This window comes from Candidatus Zixiibacteriota bacterium, from assembly GCA_019038695.1.
Taxonomy (GTDB): Bacteria; Zixibacteria; MSB-5A5; order GN15; family FEB-12; genus B120-G9.
In genome coordinates this window covers 33,657-50,945 of the sequence record JAHOYZ010000015.1, presented here as the reverse complement: position 1 = coordinate 50,945, position 17,289 = coordinate 33,657, and the positions used below count along the sequence as shown (strand labels likewise).

Genomic DNA, 17,289 nt, shown 5'->3' with positions numbered 1-17,289 from the left:
TAAATTCTCAAATGGAACCTCTGCCGCTGTAAATTGTTCTTCTACCTACATGGATCGTGGCATATATTGGCCCAAAGAAAAAAACCGGTTCCGGCTTCGGAACAGTGTAGAAGGAAAGCAAAGCGATGCCCACTAAAGAAGATGTTCTCAAGGTTCTCGGTGGTATTGACGACCCCGAACTCCGTCGCCCTCTGACCGAATTGGATATGATAGACTATGTCACAATCGAAGGCGACATCGTGACGGTCGGTGTCCTCCTGACCATTCCCGGTTGTCCCATGAAAAGGAAAATCAGCGATGACATCGAAAACGGCGTTGGCGCGCTGGAGGGCGTGAAAAAGGTCAAGGTCGAGTTTGATTCGATGGGACCCAAACAACGCGAGGAACTCCGTCAGAAGCTCGGTGGTAAATTAACCGCTTCTGGCGGGAGTGGTCCAACAATTGAAAAATTTGCCAAACGTTTTATCGCGGTTTCATCCGGAAAAGGCGGCGTAGGGAAATCCACCGTCGCGGCCAACCTCGCAGCGGCTATGGCTCGCAAGGGATTGAAGGTTGGCATTCTGGATGCCGATGTTTATGGCTTTTCTATTCCGCGTATGCTCGGCGTCATGGGTACTCCTACGGCAATAGACAACAATATAGTCCCTCTTCGTCGGGGTGATAACCTGCAAGTAGTTTCGATGGGTTTCTTTGTCGATGAAGACGAACCGGTCATCTGGCGGGGTCCTTTGCTTCACAAGGCGATCACTCAATTCCTGACCGATGTGATCTGGGATGAACTGGACTATCTCTTCCTGGATCTGCCCCCCGGTACCGGTGATGTGACTCTTACTATCGCCCAGGCTGTACCCTCAGCCGAACTGCTGGTAGTAACCACACCGCAGGATACGGCTACACATGTGGCTGGACGAGTAGCTAAGCTAGCCACCCGCACCAAGCTGAAAGTGATTGGCGTTGTTGAGAATATGGCCTACTACGAGACTGATGGTGGTCGCGATTACATCTTCGGAAAAGATGGCGGTAAACAGCTGGCGAATCGATTGGGAGTTCCCCTCCTGGCAGAAATCCCGCTCAGGAAATCAATCCGTGAAGGATGCGATAACGGCAATCCGGTAGCCCTGGAAGGTGATTCCTCTGAAGTATCACTTTTCGAATCTATAGCTGAGCAGATTGCCGCTATGGATGGCCGATAAACGTCTGACATTATACGGCTTCGCATTGTAGAGTTTTCCATTGGCGGTGCACTATCATAATGTACCGCCAATGGAGAGTCTGCAGTAACCCCATAAGAGACCACCAAACAAGCAGTTCAGATATCTTTGTTATTAATACACCAGCGTGCTTGACGACGAGGTCAAAATTCCTTTTCTATTAACATGAGAGCAGTAAGACTACAAAGTGTTAACAAAATGTGGGTAGCTTCAGAGTAGTAGTATGCAAAGTTGTTACCCAAGCCCGGTTTATAGTACCTCAGGACATTCGAAGAGTGTTGATAAAATTGTTGATAACACTGCGTCCGGGTTCATATGGAATACCCAAATGCCTGAGGTAGAACAGACTCTGATAACCATAGACTGTGAATAACTGAGGGGGATCAGTATGATTCAACAGGAGCCTGTGAGGAACTCACAGCAATGGCAGGACTGCCTTCACTACATTTCTCGACGTGTGAAGGAACAGTCATTCAACACATGGATGAAGTCGATCCGTGGTGAGACCAATGGAAATAGCGAGTTTAGATTAACCGTACCAAACCAGTTCGTTGCGGACTGGGTCAAAGGGCATTTCTCCGACGTTATCAATGAAGCCTTTCGGGAAGTGCTTGGACACGAATACGACGTCGTGTACGTTATTTCGGAAATCGGCACTGCAGATATCAAACAGACCGATCTTGATTTCTCCAACCAGAGAGCCGTCAAGACTCTCCAACCAAGCCAGACGCATCGGCACAATCTCAACCGGAAATACGATTTCGATTCCCTGGTTGTGGGCGATTTCAACAATTTCGCCTGCGCTGCAGCTATGGCTGTTGCAGAAGCACCTGGTCTTACCAAGTATAATCCACTCTATATTTATGGCGGGACCGGTCTTGGGAAAACCCACATCGTGCAGGCGATTGGCAATACAATCATTGATACCTTTTCATCGCGACGGGTAATGTACGCCACTTCCGAGAAGTTCACATCAGATTTCATTGCTTCCATTTCAGATCGCTCTATCTCGGCTTTTACAAAGGCGTACCGTGATGTCGATGTTCTGATTATCGATGATATCCAGTTCTTTACCGGCAAGGAATCGACTCAGGAACAGTTTTTTCATACTTTCAACACTCTGCATCACCAGGGAAAACAGATCATTCTTTCATCTGATCGTCCTCCGCGGGATATTAAGGGGTTAGAGGAGCGGCTGCTGTCGCGATTCTCCTGGGGATTGGTAACTGATCTACAGGCACCCGATCTCGAAAACAGAACCGCTATTCTGTACAAAAAGCTCGAATCCGATGGCGTCACTCTTCCGGATAACGCGGTGAGGTATATAGCCGACAAGATTTCTACAAACATTCGTGAACTTGAGGGTGCTCTTATTAGATTGCTGGCTTATGCTTCATTGAAAAATGAGCCTCCCGATCTTGAGTTAACCAAGCGAGTATTGAGTGATATGCTGGTTTCTCAGAAAAAAGAGGTTGATATTGAGGCTATTCAAAGGAAATCAGCAGAGATCTTCGGGCTTGATCCCGAACTCATGAAAGCGAAAAAGAAAACTTCTGATGTGGTTATAGCCCGACATGTGGCAATGTATTTATCGCGTTCACTGACCAGTAATTCGCTTAAATTGATTGGAGCCGCCTTTGGAGGCCGCGATCATTCTACAGTGATTCATGCTTGTGATATTATCTCAAAAAAGATGTCGGCTGACCCCAGCCTGAGAGAGAAAATTGACAAAATATCCGCCTCCCTTTTGTATTAACATTAAGGTGGATAATTGTTGTGGATAATAGATAGGAGTTTGTGGAAGGTGCTGTTAGTGTGGGGAAGTTATCATATTTGTTGGTTGGTTGGTGACAAAATTTGGATAACTTCGGGTCAGTTGCAGACTATTAAACTATTGCGGGATAATGAATAATTATACCATATTTGACAATAAGGTGTTGTTGTTAACATCCTAACAGAGATTACTATTACTGTTTTTATATAGATAGATGAATGAATAATATAGAAGGTGTGTGGAAACTAAAGCACAAGAGAACGCACAGATGAAATTCACTTTACCAAAGTCAAGACTCGGAAATTACCTGCAGAACATTCTCCAGGTAGTACCAGCCAAATCAACTCTACCTATTCTAACGAATATTCTGATTGAAGCACTTGATAACAAACTGAAGATATCAGCTACTGACCTCGATATCTCAATTACCGCCACAATGGATGCCAAGGTTACCAAGAAGGGTTCAATTGCGTTACCAGCAAAAATACTCTTTGAGATAATCCGAGAGTTGCCGGAGTCTGAGATTACAGTAGAATCGAGTGGCCAGCGCATTGAACTGAAAGTTCCGAATGGGTCTTACAAGATAGCCACTGTCCCACCTGAGGATTTTCCGAAACTTCCTGCGATCAATACAAAGAAAGAAATTGGCATCAATGCCGCTGATTTCGCGGCTATGGTTCGAAAGACAACATTTGCCTGCTCTGATGATGAAACTCGTCCAGCCCTAAATGGTATACTTTGGCAGACAAAAGGGGATCGGATGCAGATGGTAGCCACTGACGGTCACCGCCTGGCTAAAATGTCCACAGCTAATACCAAATTAAAAGGGATGTATGACGATGTCATTATCCCTCCAAAAGTTCTTAATCTAATTCCAAAGCTTATTGGTGATGATTCTCGGGAACTTGGTATTGTCTTCGGTGAGAATAATATAATCTTTAATCTTGGCGATATGATTCTAACCTCACGGTTATTGGAAGGGCCTTATCCTAATTTTGAGCAAGTCATTCCTTTAGACAATGATAAGAAGATGGTGATTGCTCGCGACGAGCTGGCTTCGGCGGTTCGGCGGGTCTCGATACTATCCAACACCCTGACGCACCAGGTAAAATTCAGTATCAAGAACAACACGCTCACACTCTCAACAACTAATGCTGACGTGGGAGGTGAGGGCAAGGAAACGTTGGAGTGTGATTATAATGGTGAAGCTGTTGAGCTTGGATACAACGCCAATTACATAATCGAAGTGCTGGGGAAGATTGATAGTAGCGATGTTGTCTTTGAGCTATCCTCAGCCGTATCGGCTGGTTTGGTTTATAATACTGAAGTGACGAAAGAGAACTATCTCTGCCTCGTGATGCCGTTGCGATTGGCGGACTAGCGAGTTGTTGAACAAGCAATGACAGTGGCTACATTATTCAATCGCCAAACAGCATGACTATGGATTGGATATTTATGGCTGATGTAACAATCTGCCACTTTTTACACACCAATCTATGATTATTGAATCGTCGAAACTAACCACGTTTAGAAACTTCTCTTCCCTTAAGCTACAGCCCGATGTCGGTATCAACGTTCTGTACGGCCAGAACGGATCCGGCAAGACCAATCTTCTTGAGAGTATATTCCTGCTTTGTCTGGGGCGATCACACCGCAGCGCTCAGGATGCAGTTATGATATCTACACGAAGTGATGTTTACCGTGTAGAGGGCTCTATCCGGCGCGAGGAAGATACCCATCGCTGTAGTGTAGCCTATCAACGGGGTACGGGGAAGAAGATCACGATCAATAACGCATCCGCGCGAGTATCAGACTTGTTTGGTAAACACTGCGTGGTCTCAGCCGGACCAGAAGACGGAACGATTATCACTGGTTCTCCGAGTGTGCGACGGACATTTTTAGATACCTACCTTTCACAACTTTCCCGAGAATACCTGGCGCGACTTATTGACTATCAGCGAGTCCTGGCTCAAAAGAACGCAGCCCTGAGAAAAGAACAGGACCCCGGCCCATTCAATGTCCTGCTGGTGCCGTTAGGAGCGGTTATTACCCAGACCCGCAATCAGTTTTTGCGTACAATGGATGAAATGACAGCCGATTACTACAGCCGAATAGCGAGTGGCGGACTACTGAAGCTTGAATACCGATCTTCGATCTGTGGAGGGAAGCAGCCTGAAGAAATGGAGACTAACGAGTTATCGAACCGCTTTGAATCACGGCTCCAGGAGTACCGCGAGCGTGAGACTATTATGAGAGCTGCTATGGTGGGGCCGCACCGTGATGATCTATACGTGACAATTGCTGACCAACCGGCCCGCACTCATGCCTCGCAGGGGGAGTCACGCACGGCGGCGATAGCCATGAAACTAGCAGTGTATCATCTACTGCGGCAGAAAAGACAGGACGTTCCCGTACTTCTGTTGGATGAGATCTTCAGCGAGCTTGACTCGGATCGAACAAATGCCCTGGTGGAGCTATTAACGGATTTTGGACAGCTTTTTCTTACCACCGCAGTGGATCCGCCGGAAGCAATTCGAGGACAAGGCACTCGGTTCCAATTACGGAACGGCGAAATAGTGGAGATGGGGTAGATGCCTGGGCTCAGATTAGAAAATGTATCTAAGAAATTTGGCGACGTGGAAGTGCTCCATGATGTATCTCTATCGTTGGAGGAGGGAGAGTTATTGGTAGTACTCGGTCCTTCGGGGTGTGGCAAATCGACTTTGCTGCGCCTGATAGCCGGGCTTGAGGAACTTGATCGCGGGGCGATCTATGTAGGTGACAAACGTATTGACCAACTACAACCTCGCGATCGTGGGGTAGCGATGGTGTTTCAAAATTACTGTCTATATCCACACATGACAGTCGAGAAGAATCTGGCTTTCCCGCTGAAGATTGCCGGCCTCAAACGCGCTGAGATAGAACAGAAAGTACGGGAAATTGCGGAACTGCTGGGTATGTTGGATAAACTGAAAGTGCGACCAAATGAGTTATCAGGTGGTCAGCGCCAACGAGTTGCTCTGGGGCGTGCCATTATTCGACAGCCGGACCTGTTCATGCTCGATGAACCCCTGTCCAATCTGGATGCCGATCTTCGTGGTCGAATGCGCCGGGAAATAGTCAGCCTTCAGAAAAATCTCAAGACGACCACTATCCATGTCACACACGATCAGGCCGAAGCACTCACTATGGCCGACCGGATTGCTGTTCTCAAAGACGGAGAACTATTGCAGATCGGTAGTCCCGAGACACTTTACAATCGACCGATCAATGTCTTTGTGGCAACCGTTCTCGGCTTTCCACGGATCAATATCGTGCGAGCGCGGGTCGATGGCGCTGTTCTGGCTCCGTTTGGAATCGAACTAATAAAGTTGCCGATGCCGGTTACTCAATCGGAGGTGCTGGTAGGAATCCGACCTGATCTTATTAATGTGAAGGACGGAGGAGAACATCTGGCGACGGTAATCGAATCGGAGTACCTTGGGGATCAACATATTGTTACGATCGAGCTGGCCGACTGTCGGTTGACCGTTTCCAAGATCGATGAACCACTTCAGGTAGGATCAAAAGTCAGACTGAATCTCGAATGGGAAGAAGCTCTCCTGTTTGATCCGAATAGTGGACAAGCAATAAATCCTCGCTGAGACTGTCCGGAATCATCAGCGACAAACCCACAGCCGGGGAGTGAAGCCGTTTTTATCGGTCGGATGTCCCCCGATCGTGGATCGTACTATTCCACATTTCCCTTGACATCCTCTACATTATAGTATTATTTTCTATTAGCCAAGCATACATCTCTTTCTTGTTGCGGTCGTGTCTGAAAAACCATCCTCGTTTTGGGTTACACCTGGGAGACCAATGGTTTATCGCAGTCGAAATATTTTCTTTGAAAATTTGTTGATGGTCCATAAGATTTTTTTCTGCCTTACCACAATATCCACGACCGTCTAATAAAGAGAAAGGAGGATAGCCTTAGGTAGTCCGTTGAAGATATCAGTAGGGACGACCTGTGATATTTTCTGAAGAAAGTAACTTTCCGTACTTTTGAGAGAGGTATGTTATGCAAACTTGGAGAAAGCGGATTCAGATTCTCGTAATCGCACTTTCCGTCCTGGTCCTGGGAGCGATCGCATTTAGCGACAGTACTCCGGAACAGGAGAAAGCTGAAACTCAGGCTCAAATAAACGCTCTCCGCAGCACCGCAGATCAGGCTCCGATTCACCCTGATGTGGCCGCTAAGTGGGCTTTAGAAGAAGAAATCGCAGCCAAGATCGCTGCCGAAGAAGCAGCAGCAGAAGAAGAAGAGGCTCAGCATGCTGCGAACGACCAACCAAAGCTGGCGACAGCCAGCAGACCTGCGGTTCAGGAAAACCTCAAGGTAAATCCGTTCAGAATTCAGCCGGTAATGCCGGCTCAAAACCCTAAATACGAGATTTTATTGGAAGGTTTTGAGGGTGGGGTAGTTCCTCCAGCCGACTGGACTGCAGTTGTGAACAACCCTTACACGTTTGAGATCGACGACTACAACCCCTACGAAGGCGCCTACAACACTTCCTGTTACTATGACGAAACATATACCAGCACTCAGGACGAGTGGCTGATCAGCCCGGTTATGGACCTGACAGGGAAGACCAACTGGAAGCTGAAGTTTGCCTGGTTGGGTAGCTACTACTGGTCTAACGGCGACTATGACAACTATGACATGGAAGCCTGGATATCGACCGACGGTGGTGCCAACTTCACAACTAAGTTGTGGTGTGAAGAAGATGCCGGCGAGTTTGTAGACTGGACATGGTATGAGGAAACCATTGATCTGTCAGCCTACTCAACAGAAAGCACCGTGAAGATAGCCTTCAGGTATTACGGCTATGATGGCGCTCAGTTTTCAGTTGACATGATTTCTATAGACGATGAAGAATATCCAGTAGGGCGTTGCTGCTACGGCGACCCGTCAGCTCCGTCATGCGAAGATGTAACCGAACTGGATTGTGAAGGATTGGGTGGATATAGCTGGTTCGAAGGTCTTGACTGCACCGCTGATCCCTGTCCAGTTGCCGGTGATAATGACGAGTGCGTCAACGCTGAGTTGATTTCCTCACCGTTCCCGACTACGGTCAGCGGAACAACTGAAGGGGCGACTATTGACTGCCCGGGTGTTCTGGACTGGAATGCCGTCTGGTACAAGTTCGATGCTCCAAATGAGTGCAATGACGTCGTGATCGACTATTGCGGAAGTCCATATGAGATACAGTGTATTGGCGCGATTGTCTACACTGCCTGTGGCGACTGCGAGAACTATATCCTAAGGGATAACATTGAGTGGCTCGACTGTGAAGGAGTGACCCAGCCGAAGCTTTATTGGGATAATTTGCCTGGTCCGGCAACCTACTATATCCCTGTTTTCATTGGTGACGCCGATTGCAACTCTATCGGGAGCCCTTTCCAGTTCACACTGGATGTCTCAGAATGCCCGCCACCCGAGCCTGGCGACAACTGCAACGACCCGTTCGTGGTCAGTATTGGGTCTGGCGATCTGCCTTACACCATCGCTAATCAGTACACCTGTGGCCGGTCGAATAACTACGATGCGACCTGCCTGGATTACTACGATGGTGGTGAAGACCTGATCGTTGAGCTTAACGTGGCCGACGCCATGGATGTCAAAATCACCCTCGATCCTAAGGGTACGACCTATTCCGGTATTGCCATTTCTAATGGTTGCCCGGATGACGGTGGTACTTGTATTGGTTCCAGCACCAATAGCGGCTCCGATCCGCACACTATAAATTCTCTTAGCCTGGTGGCAGGAACCTACTATATCATCGTAGATACCTGGCCGTCACCTGACTGTATCCCCGACCTCGATATTATTATTGAGCCAATGGGTGAAGTACCTGAAGGTGCCAACTGTGCGAATCCGATCAAGGTCGACCTCCCGGGTGGGAAGTGGTCTGATATTGGTCAGACTACCTGTGGTATGCTTGACGACTATGATGCCACTTGCTTGGGCAGCTATGACGGTGGTGAGGACATCATTTATGAGATCACAGTCATTTCAGCTGTGACCGTAAACTTCTTACTCGACCCGCTCGGGACCACGTATACTGGCATGGCTCTTTCCACCGATTGTCCCGGTGCCGATCCGTGTTTGTATGAGAGCACCGAAGGTGGCAGCAGCCCGCATGGCTTCAACTGTGTGAGTCTTGATCCGGGTGTCTACTACCTGATGGTCGATACCTGGCCGTCGCCGGACTGCATTCCCGAGTTTGATCTGTTTATTACAGATACGACCTGTGATGGTGGTGGTGAACTTGAGAACGATGACTGCGCTGACGCCATTGCGATTGGCGAGGTGATGGACCTGGCGTTCTCGACCGAGGAAGCGACCGTGGACGGTCCTGAGGGATGTCAGTATGCTCCGAACATATGGTACTGCTACACAGCGACTGAGACTGGTGATGCTACTATCACACTGTGCGGTTCCGATTATGACACTAAGATGGCCGTTTATGATGGCTGCTCGTGTGATCCCATTGGAGCGGAGCTTGGTTGCAACGACGACTCGGATTGTGAATTCAAAGCTTTGCAGTCAACAGTTGTGACTCCGGTCGTTGCTGGTAACTCCTACCTCATCGAGGTTGGTGGTTACAGTTCCAGCACAGGACCTGGCGTTCTGAGCATCTGGGTTGAAGATGAATGCATCTTTGAGTGCCCTCCGGGATCCACTCCTGAAGGCGAGCCTTGTATTGCCGACGACGGCGAAGATGTCACCAACGGTGGTTGTAACTCCGTACCGCCAGTCTTTGGCTCAATCGAATGTGGTGAGACGGTGTGCGGCACGGTCAACACCTACCTGTACACTGGTCTTGAGTACCGCGATACCGACTGGTATTCCTTTACTCTCGACACTTCCTGTGCCTGCACCCTGACCTTCTCGGGTAACTTCCCGTTTGTCAGTGGTTTCCTTGAGCAGTTTGTCCCGGGTGGTGGTCTTGATTGTGGTAACTTTACCGGCTCCATCGCTCCTTACGCCGTTGGTGATGGATGTGAAGACACCATCGTTATCGCGGCCAACCTGAGTGCTGGTGAGTACGCTGTGTTCGCCGGTGCGACCGTATACAACGGCCTGGATTGCCCGGGCTTCGAGTACTGGATGAACCTTGAGTGCACCCCGGTTGGACCGACCTACTGCGAAGCCAGTGGTGGTTGCGATGAGTACATTGAGAATGTCACTGTTGGTGAGATCAACAACACTACGGGTTGTGATTACTATGGTGACTACACTGCCCTGTGCGCCACGATGGAAGCCGGCGGCAGCTACCCGATCAGTATTACAATCGGCAACTCTTACAGTTCCGATACAGGTGCTGTCTACGTTGACTGGAATCAGGACTTCGACTTTGACGATCCTGGTGAAATGGCGGCGCTGAATCCTGGCGCCGGCGAAGGTCCGTACGCTGGTATAATAGATGTTCCTGTCGATGCTGCACCAGGTACTACCCGCATGCGTGTCCGTGTGGCCTGGAACACCGATCCGGGTCCGTGTGGCGTATACACATACGGTGAAGTTGAGGACTATTGCATCACCCTTGGCGATCCTCCACCTACCTGGATAGCCGACCCCGATACGGTCTTCACAGCAGTGAAGTTCACTCTTGAACCAGTTGCTGGTGCAATCTATATAACAACCGACGCTGTTGGTGGCATTGATGTCAACACTATCACTGGTGTTGCTATGAATGTTGGCGCTACCGCTCTGACTATCACAAGCGAAGTGGTTACGGCTCCTTACCCGTTGACCGGCGATGCTCTCAAGGTGACCTATGACCAAATGGACCTTGTCATTGCTGAGGAAACGGTTCAAGGTGGCCTTGTTTGGGGTCATATTGACTCATTCTTCGATGTGACCTTCAACGAAGGTGGTCCGTTCAGCGGTTTTGTCGCGATGCGCGGACATACTCCTGGGGACCTCAATCTTGATGGTGCTATCAACATTGCTGACTTGACCTACATGGTGGCCTACTTGTTCACTAGTGGTCCGGACCCGCAACCGATGCAGGCGGCCGACGTCAACGCGAGTGGTGGCGATCCTAATATCGCTGACCTGACGCATCTGGTTGCGTACCTGTTCAACGGTGGTTCCGACCCTGTGCATCAGTAAGTCTATTCTTTGCTGAATAAATCAACCCGCCGGCTTAGTGCCGGCGGGTTTTTCTATGTTTCCAATCGGGCGGTTCACATATTATCACTATCATCACGAGACCGGCTCCAAAGGTCGTGGCGATCTAGTAGCGCTAGACGTTTGGTGCGAGATTGCCACGGCGCGTACTAAGCCCCTCCCAATAACAGTTGTTGTCCTATTGAAAATTAGTAAGTGATGAAATCACTTGCTCAACGCCGGAGTTGGCAGCGACCACAGAAATGTGCCGACCGCGAGCCTATTTTCTTCCTGATAATCTTTGTACCACATCGGGTGCAGGGAGCGCCTTCACGACCGTACGCCAGCAGGTAGCGCTGGAACCGTCCTGTCCGGCCGTTGAGTCCGGCAAAGCTGTCCACGGTGGTTCCCATCAGGCGAATTGCCTTTTTCAGCAATCGTTGAATGTGGCCGTGAAGCTCGCGAAGCTTCTTCTCTGAGATCGAAGAAAGAATCCGTTCGGGGTGGATACGTGATGCGAACAAAACTTCATCGGCATAGATATTCCCCAACCCGGCCAGGAAAGTTTGATCCAAAAGAGCTGACTTTATCATCCTATGCCGGGTGCGACACATCCCGACGAATTCATCAGCTGATAGCTGCAACGGTTCTGGTCCCAGGGATGCAAGCCCCTTTTGAAGCCATAGCTCATCGTCGGAAAAGAGGTGCAACCTCCCGAAACGACGGTAATCATTGAACCTCAGGTGAAACCTGTTATCATTATCACGAGATCGCATAAAATCAATAACAACCAGATCGTGCTTGTGAACGGGATAAGATCGTTCGACGAAAAGAAACCGACCGGTCATTTTCAAATGGACCCAGAGGGTTATGTCACCGCTGAGTGCCATCAGGATATTCTTGCCGCGACGGTTGATATGTTCAATTCGTCTTCCCCGCAGGGTGTCGGCGAAACTGGTGCGTCCAAAACGGTCAGACAATTGTATCGATTTCGGTGGTGCACTTGATTGAACTTTTGCTATCGTTTTGCCCAGCACGGTGCGGCGCAGGCCGCGTACGACTGTTTCGACTTCAGGAAGTTCCGGCATGGTTCTGCATCATTGGCTCGGACAGGCTACGATTAAAGATCATGACCGTTGAGTACTTTCTTGAGAAACTGCCCGGTGTAGGAACGAACTACCTGGGTCAGGTCCTTGGGCGTACCGGTGGCGATGATCCGGCCGCCATCTTCCCCCCCTTCCGGCCCGATATCGATAACCCAGTCGGCGGATTTGATTACGTCCAGGTTATGCTCGATGACAATCACGGTGTTACCGCGGTCGGCCAGTTCGTTGAGCACTTTCAGAAGCATTTGAATATCTTCGAAATGAAGGCCGGTCGTAGGTTCATCAAGGATATATACCGTTCGTCCTGTCGCCAGCTTAGACAATTCGGCCGATAGTTTGACTCGTTGAGCTTCTCCCCCCGAGAGTGTCGTGGCCTGTTGCCCCAGTCGGATGTAGCCGAGGCCGACACTGTAGAGGGTCATTAGCTTCTTCTTGATGCGAGGGACATTTTCGAAAAAGAGAAGCGCTTCTTCCACGGTCATATCCAGAACGTCGGCGATGTTCTTGCCCTTGAAGGCGATCTCCAGCGTTTCGCGATTGTAACGTTTTCCCTGGCACACTTCGCACGGCACATACACATCGGGCAGGAAATGCATCTCGATCTTAATAATGCCGTCCCCCCGACATGCTTCGCAGCGCCCTCCTTTGACGTTGAACGAAAACCGTCCCGGCATGTAGCCGCGAGCTTTGGCCTCATTGAGACCTGAGAAAAGGTCTCGGATGTGGGTGAAGACGCCGGTGTACGTCGCCGGGTTAGATCGTGGCGTGCGGCCAATCGGGGATTGGTCGATATCGATGACTTTGTCAATATGCTCCAGCCCGTTGATCTTCTTGTATGGTAGCGGCGCTTTCCGGCTGCTATAGAGATGGCGGGCCAGGATTGGATAAAGAGTCTCATTAATTAAAGTCGATTTACCCGATCCGGAAACACCGGTTATGGCGGTGAACGTACCCAGAGGGATATCGATATCGACCTTCTTAAGATTATTGCCGGTGGCACCGCGCAGCTCTATCTTTGAACCGGTCCCTTTCCTCTGTACGGCAGGGATTTCGATCTTGCGACTGCCGGAAAGATATTGTCCGGTGATGGATTTCTTACACCGACGAATATCAGCAGGCTTTCCTTTGGCCACTATTTCGCCCCCATGCACGCCGGCTCCCGGGCCGAGATCAAGAACGTAATCAGCGGATTCGATTGTTTCCCGATCATGTTCCACGACAAGAACAGTGTTGCCAATATCGCGAAGTTCGGTCAGTGTTCGAAGCAGTTTACGGTTGTCGCGTTGATGCAGACCGATAGAAGGTTCATCGAGAATATACAGCACGCCAACGAGCCGGGAGCCTATCTGAGTAGCGAGGCGAATGCGTTGTGCTTCTCCACCCGAAAGCGATGCAGCGGCGCGATCGATAGTAAGGTAATCCAGGCCCACATCGCAGAGGAAACTTAGGCGCTCTCTGATTTCCTTGAGAATCTGACGGGCGATTAGTTGTTGGCGTTTGGTCAGTTTGATTTTCTTGAAGAACCGCGAGACCTGCTTGATCGACATAGCCACAACCGTATCAATTGTCTCCCGGTCGAGAATTACCGCCAGCGCCTCAGGACGCAGCCGTGTTCCATGGCAGGCAGGACAGTCGCTGATTGTCATATAAGTCTCGATCCACTGTCGCACTCCGGCCGATTCGGTTTGTCGATAGCGACGTTCGAGATGGCGGATTACGCCCTCAAAGGATGACTGATAGACGCCTGAGGCACGTCCTTTACCGGAAGCGTGCTCGTATTCAAAGGCAATCTCTTCATCGCCGGAACCATACAGGATGACATTACGAATCTTCTCTGATAGTCGGTTAAGCGGTGTGGAGAATTTGAAATCGTAGTGCGCCGCCACGCCCTTGAGCATGTAGCGATACCAGTTGGGCATATCAGCCCCACCCCAGGGACGGATAGCTCCACCGCTGATTGATTTCTTCCAGTCGGGAACCACCAGGGCCGGGTCGATTTCCATTTTCTGTCCCAACCCGTCACACGTCTGGCAAGCTCCGAACGGCGAATTAAAGGAAAAGAGCCTCGGGCTCGGTTCTTCGTAGCTGATGTTGCAATTAAGACAGGCAAACTGTTCGGAGTAGAGCAAGTCCTGCTTCTTGATATTAATGAGGACCGTGCCCTGTCCGGCTTTGAGTGCCGTCTCGACCGAGTCAGCCAGACGGCCTTTGGATTTGGCTTTCACAACCAGCCGATCGACGACCGCCTCGATAGTGTGTTTCTTATTTTTGTCCAACTCAATATCAGTCTCGGTCTCGACCACCTCGCCATCAATACGCAGGCGGATAAACCCCTCCTGACGAGCGCCATCGATGATCTCCTTGTGTTCCCCCTTTTTGCCGCGTACCAGTGGAGCGAGAACCATCAAGCGCGAACCTTCCTCGAAACTCAGCACCGAATCGACGATCTGCTGGACCGTTTGCTGGGTGATAGGCTGACCACACTGGACACAATGCGGCACACCGATACGGGCAAACAGAAGGCGCAGGTAGTCATAAATTTCAGTAACAGTACCGACAGTCGAGCGGGGGTTTTTGGCCGCGCCGCGCTGTTCGATTGAAATGGCTGGGGAGAGGCCTTCGATGAAGTCAACATCAGGCTTTTCCATCAGCCCGAGAAATTGCCGGGCATAGGCGGATAACGACTCGACATAACGGCGCTGGCCTTCGGCGTAGATAGTATCAAAAGCCAGCGAACTCTTGCCCGATCCGGAGAGGCCAGTAATGACTGTCAGGGTATTGCGCGGGATTTTGACGTCAATATTCTTGAGATTATGTTCGCGCGCACCTTTGATGAGAAGGTGCTGCTGGTTCCGTTTGTTGCGATTGCTATTGTTGGTCACGGTCAATCCTATTTTGAGTCAACCCGCAATATACACCCAAGGTTCCCTCCATTCAAGAGGAAAGCATGTTTGGGTATCACTTTTCGAGGGGTGTGTGACCTGAGTTGCAATGTTAACAGGTAGCATGTGCCCTTGACCTGTGGGCGTATTTGCCCCTTCTTGATAAAAACGGATACATTGGAGGAAAAAGATGAGCGAAACAGGAATGACCGGCGAAATCAGGACTGATATGAACCAGGAGTTCACCGATATCCCCGCCAAACAATGGGGCGAGGCGGTGTTCAATATCAACGGCGAAGAACTGGTGATGGAAATCAGTCTCGAAGATAAGCCAATCGTCGCCATAATGGCTGGTGAGGACGCCGTTTGGAAAGGATCGTTCGAGGGATTGAAGATGCTTCTTCGAGGGGAAATCAAAGGTCGCTAACCGGCGTAGCCGGTTTTTTTAACCGACTGTATGGTCGGCTCTACCAGACTACAGTTCCAAAGCAGCGAAGCAACTTGCTCTGTCGTAATTCCGCGCAACATTGTTCGATCAGGCCGGTCTAATGCAACTGACAATCCGATGTTAATGACTCGATATTGGAACCTCGAACAGTAGCAACGGGAGTTGATAGTATAATGGTTGAAGCACAAAAATTACGTTCAGAGGCGGTACCGGTAACCACGCTTGGCAGAATAGCTCAGTTTCCTCTTGTCAGAATGATACTTGCCCTGCTGTTCATTGGCGTCCCCGTGGCTATTCACAACTTGTCGATGATCTTTGGCTTTGAGAAAATACCAGAGCCATGGTTATCCAGGATACTTGTGATTGAAACCATACTCTTGTTTTTCTTGATTCTGTATGCATACCGTCTCTATACCAGGCACATTGAGAAACGGCGCGCACACGAAATCTCGCCGGCCGGAAGCGCCCGTGAGACGGCATACGGATTAGCCCTTGGGGCAGGGCTAGTTACTATCCAAGTAGCACTGATGGCAGCACTCTCTTACTATCGAGTGGAGAGTATTGGTTCGGTGACTGTGTTGTTGTATGCTTTTTTCACTTTTGGAATTGGGGCTTTCCTGCAGGAGATGTTTTTTCGGGGCATTGTGTTTCGGAATCTTGAGGAGTTGATGGGAAGCTGGGCGGCACTGGTGGTAGTGGCCCTGATATTTGGGGCGGTGCATCTGGGTAACGAAAATGCCACCATATGGACTTCACTGGCACTGATTGCGGCCGATGTTTTTCTAACCGCTGCCTACATGTTGACGCGTAGAATATGGTTCGTCTGGGGGATTCATTGGGGCTGGAACTACTTGCAGGATGGCGTGTTCGGAATGCCCAATTCCGGCATTACCTCTCTTAAGAGTTGGATCAATTGCAGCATTGAGGGGCCGGATTGGCTCACTGGCGGGAGTTTCGGTATTGAGGCTTCGTGGTTTGCTATTGGGCTGTCAATCCTGATAGCTGCGGTCCTTCTTAAAATGGCGATTGTCCGCAAGCAGATTCTGAAGCCGGGATGGTACAAGACCACTCCCGACACAGGAGGCGCTGTCGACCTCAACAGCGGTCGCACCCAGTAAACAACCATTTCTATCTTGCCGGGTACAAGGGACAAAGCGTATTCTTGTCAAAATGAGAGGAGTACTGATGTTGTTTCGTGTGCTGACTATAGTTACCCTGTTGTTCATACTGGCCACTTCCTGTGCCCTGTCACAGAAAGCGCCCATACCGCCGCCTGACTTTGATATTATGAGTCTGGTCGGCGAGTGGGAAGGGGAGGGTTTTTTTCTTATTCCGGTGACTGGCATCGAAGTGGAGATTGAAGGGTCGGGGACGTTTATCTATGATTCAACTCGTCAGCGTCTGCGGACGGCGATGAGTGGCTCCAAACTGTTTATCAATTACTCCGACTCGGGGTATTTGCAATACTACCCGGAGACCGATTCCGTTTCGTGGGAAATCTGGGATAGCTGGGGTAAACACGCTATCTACTGGGGTGTGATTTCCGATGGTGCCCTTCGAGCTGACCGTCTGTACAAGAAGAAAGGCTACCGCGTCGAGGCGGTTTTCCCGCATAAGGACACGCTCGATTTTCACCTGCGCGTACGAGACAAGGACGGTTCAGAAAAGGACAAAGCCGCGTTTCTCCTATGGCGCAAGAAGGACTAATCC

At 49.9% G+C, this 17,289-nt stretch carries 11 protein-coding genes; 9 read left to right on the top strand and 2 right to left on the bottom strand.

Translation table 11 applies throughout. The features are described from left to right. Positions 1-125 precede the first annotated feature (125 nt). From KOO62_06515 to KOO62_06490, 6 genes are all read left to right on the top strand, one after another. A complete protein-coding gene (locus KOO62_06515) occupies positions 126-1,193 on the top strand; it encodes an Mrp/NBP35 family ATP-binding protein (protein MBU8933643.1) in 1,068 nt (355 codons plus the stop codon). 406 nt (positions 1,194-1,599) lie between these two features. Continuing rightward, positions 1,600-2,967: a chromosomal replication initiator protein DnaA gene (gene dnaA, locus KOO62_06510; GenBank protein MBU8933642.1), complete on the top strand. Its 1,368-nt coding sequence runs from the start codon at positions 1,600-1,602 to the stop codon at positions 2,965-2,967. Between the two features lie 286 nt (positions 2,968-3,253). Further along, positions 3,254-4,366, top strand: a complete 1,113-nt coding sequence (dnaN, locus tag KOO62_06505) for a DNA polymerase III subunit beta (GenBank protein MBU8933641.1) — start codon at positions 3,254-3,256, stop codon at positions 4,364-4,366. Positions 4,367-4,481: 115 nt separating this feature from the next. Next, positions 4,482-5,576, top strand: a complete 1,095-nt coding sequence (locus tag KOO62_06500) for a DNA replication/repair protein RecF (protein MBU8933640.1) — start codon at positions 4,482-4,484, stop codon at positions 5,574-5,576. Continuing rightward, a complete protein-coding gene (locus tag KOO62_06495; GenBank protein MBU8933639.1) occupies positions 5,577-6,629 on the top strand; it encodes an ABC transporter ATP-binding protein in 1,053 nt (350 codons plus the stop codon). Positions 6,630-7,045: 416 nt separating this feature from the next. Continuing rightward, complete coding sequence (locus tag KOO62_06490; GenBank protein MBU8933638.1) at positions 7,046-11,146, top strand: dockerin type I repeat-containing protein; 4,101 nt, start codon at positions 7,046-7,048, stop codon at positions 11,144-11,146. Between the two features lie 230 nt (positions 11,147-11,376). Here KOO62_06490 and mutM read toward each other — a convergent pair whose 3' ends face one another. Together mutM and uvrA are read right to left on the bottom strand one after the other, a co-directional pair. Further along, a complete protein-coding gene (mutM, locus tag KOO62_06485) occupies positions 11,377-12,231 on the bottom strand; it encodes a bifunctional DNA-formamidopyrimidine glycosylase/DNA-(apurinic or apyrimidinic site) lyase (GenBank protein MBU8933637.1) in 855 nt (284 codons plus the stop codon). Positions 12,232-12,263: 32 nt separating this feature from the next. Further along, positions 12,264-15,131, bottom strand: a complete 2,868-nt coding sequence (uvrA, locus tag KOO62_06480; protein ID MBU8933636.1) for an excinuclease ABC subunit UvrA — start codon at positions 15,129-15,131, stop codon at positions 12,264-12,266. A 190-nt stretch (positions 15,132-15,321) separates the two neighbouring features. Here uvrA and KOO62_06475 point away from each other — a divergent pair, with 190 nt between their 5' ends. The 3 genes from KOO62_06475 to KOO62_06465 all read left to right on the top strand — a co-directional run bounded on the left by KOO62_06475 (position 15,322) and on the right by KOO62_06465 (position 17,286). Next, complete coding sequence (locus KOO62_06475; protein ID MBU8933635.1) at positions 15,322-15,558, top strand: hypothetical protein; 237 nt, start codon at positions 15,322-15,324, stop codon at positions 15,556-15,558. Positions 15,559-15,752: 194 nt separating this feature from the next. Continuing rightward, complete coding sequence (locus KOO62_06470; protein ID MBU8933634.1) at positions 15,753-16,697, top strand: CPBP family intramembrane metalloprotease; 945 nt, start codon at positions 15,753-15,755, stop codon at positions 16,695-16,697. Positions 16,698-16,764: 67 nt separating this feature from the next. After that, the gene (locus KOO62_06465; GenBank protein MBU8933633.1) at positions 16,765-17,286 is read left to right on the top strand and encodes a hypothetical protein; all 522 of its coding nucleotides are present in this window, start codon (positions 16,765-16,767) and stop codon (positions 17,284-17,286) included. Positions 17,287-17,289: the final 3 nt, after the last annotated feature.

Coding starts and splice junctions, on each gene's coding strand:
- KOO62_06470 (MBU8933634.1), top strand. CDS start 15,753: ATGGTTGAAGCACAAAAATTACGTTCAGAGGCGGTACCGGTAACCACG.
- KOO62_06515 (MBU8933643.1), top strand. CDS start 126: ATGCCCACTAAAGAAGATGTTCTCAAGGTTCTCGGTGGTATTGACGAC.
- dnaA (MBU8933642.1), top strand. CDS start 1,600: ATGATTCAACAGGAGCCTGTGAGGAACTCACAGCAATGGCAGGACTGC.
- dnaN (MBU8933641.1), top strand. CDS start 3,254: ATGAAATTCACTTTACCAAAGTCAAGACTCGGAAATTACCTGCAGAAC.
- KOO62_06490 (MBU8933638.1), top strand. CDS start 7,046: ATGCAAACTTGGAGAAAGCGGATTCAGATTCTCGTAATCGCACTTTCC.
- KOO62_06475 (MBU8933635.1), top strand. CDS start 15,322: ATGAGCGAAACAGGAATGACCGGCGAAATCAGGACTGATATGAACCAG.
- KOO62_06500 (MBU8933640.1), top strand. CDS start 4,482: ATGATTATTGAATCGTCGAAACTAACCACGTTTAGAAACTTCTCTTCC.
- mutM (MBU8933637.1), bottom strand. CDS start 12,231: ATGCCGGAACTTCCTGAAGTCGAAACAGTCGTACGCGGCCTGCGCCGC.
- KOO62_06465 (MBU8933633.1), top strand. CDS start 16,765: ATGTTGTTTCGTGTGCTGACTATAGTTACCCTGTTGTTCATACTGGCC.
- KOO62_06495 (MBU8933639.1), top strand. CDS start 5,577: ATGCCTGGGCTCAGATTAGAAAATGTATCTAAGAAATTTGGCGACGTG.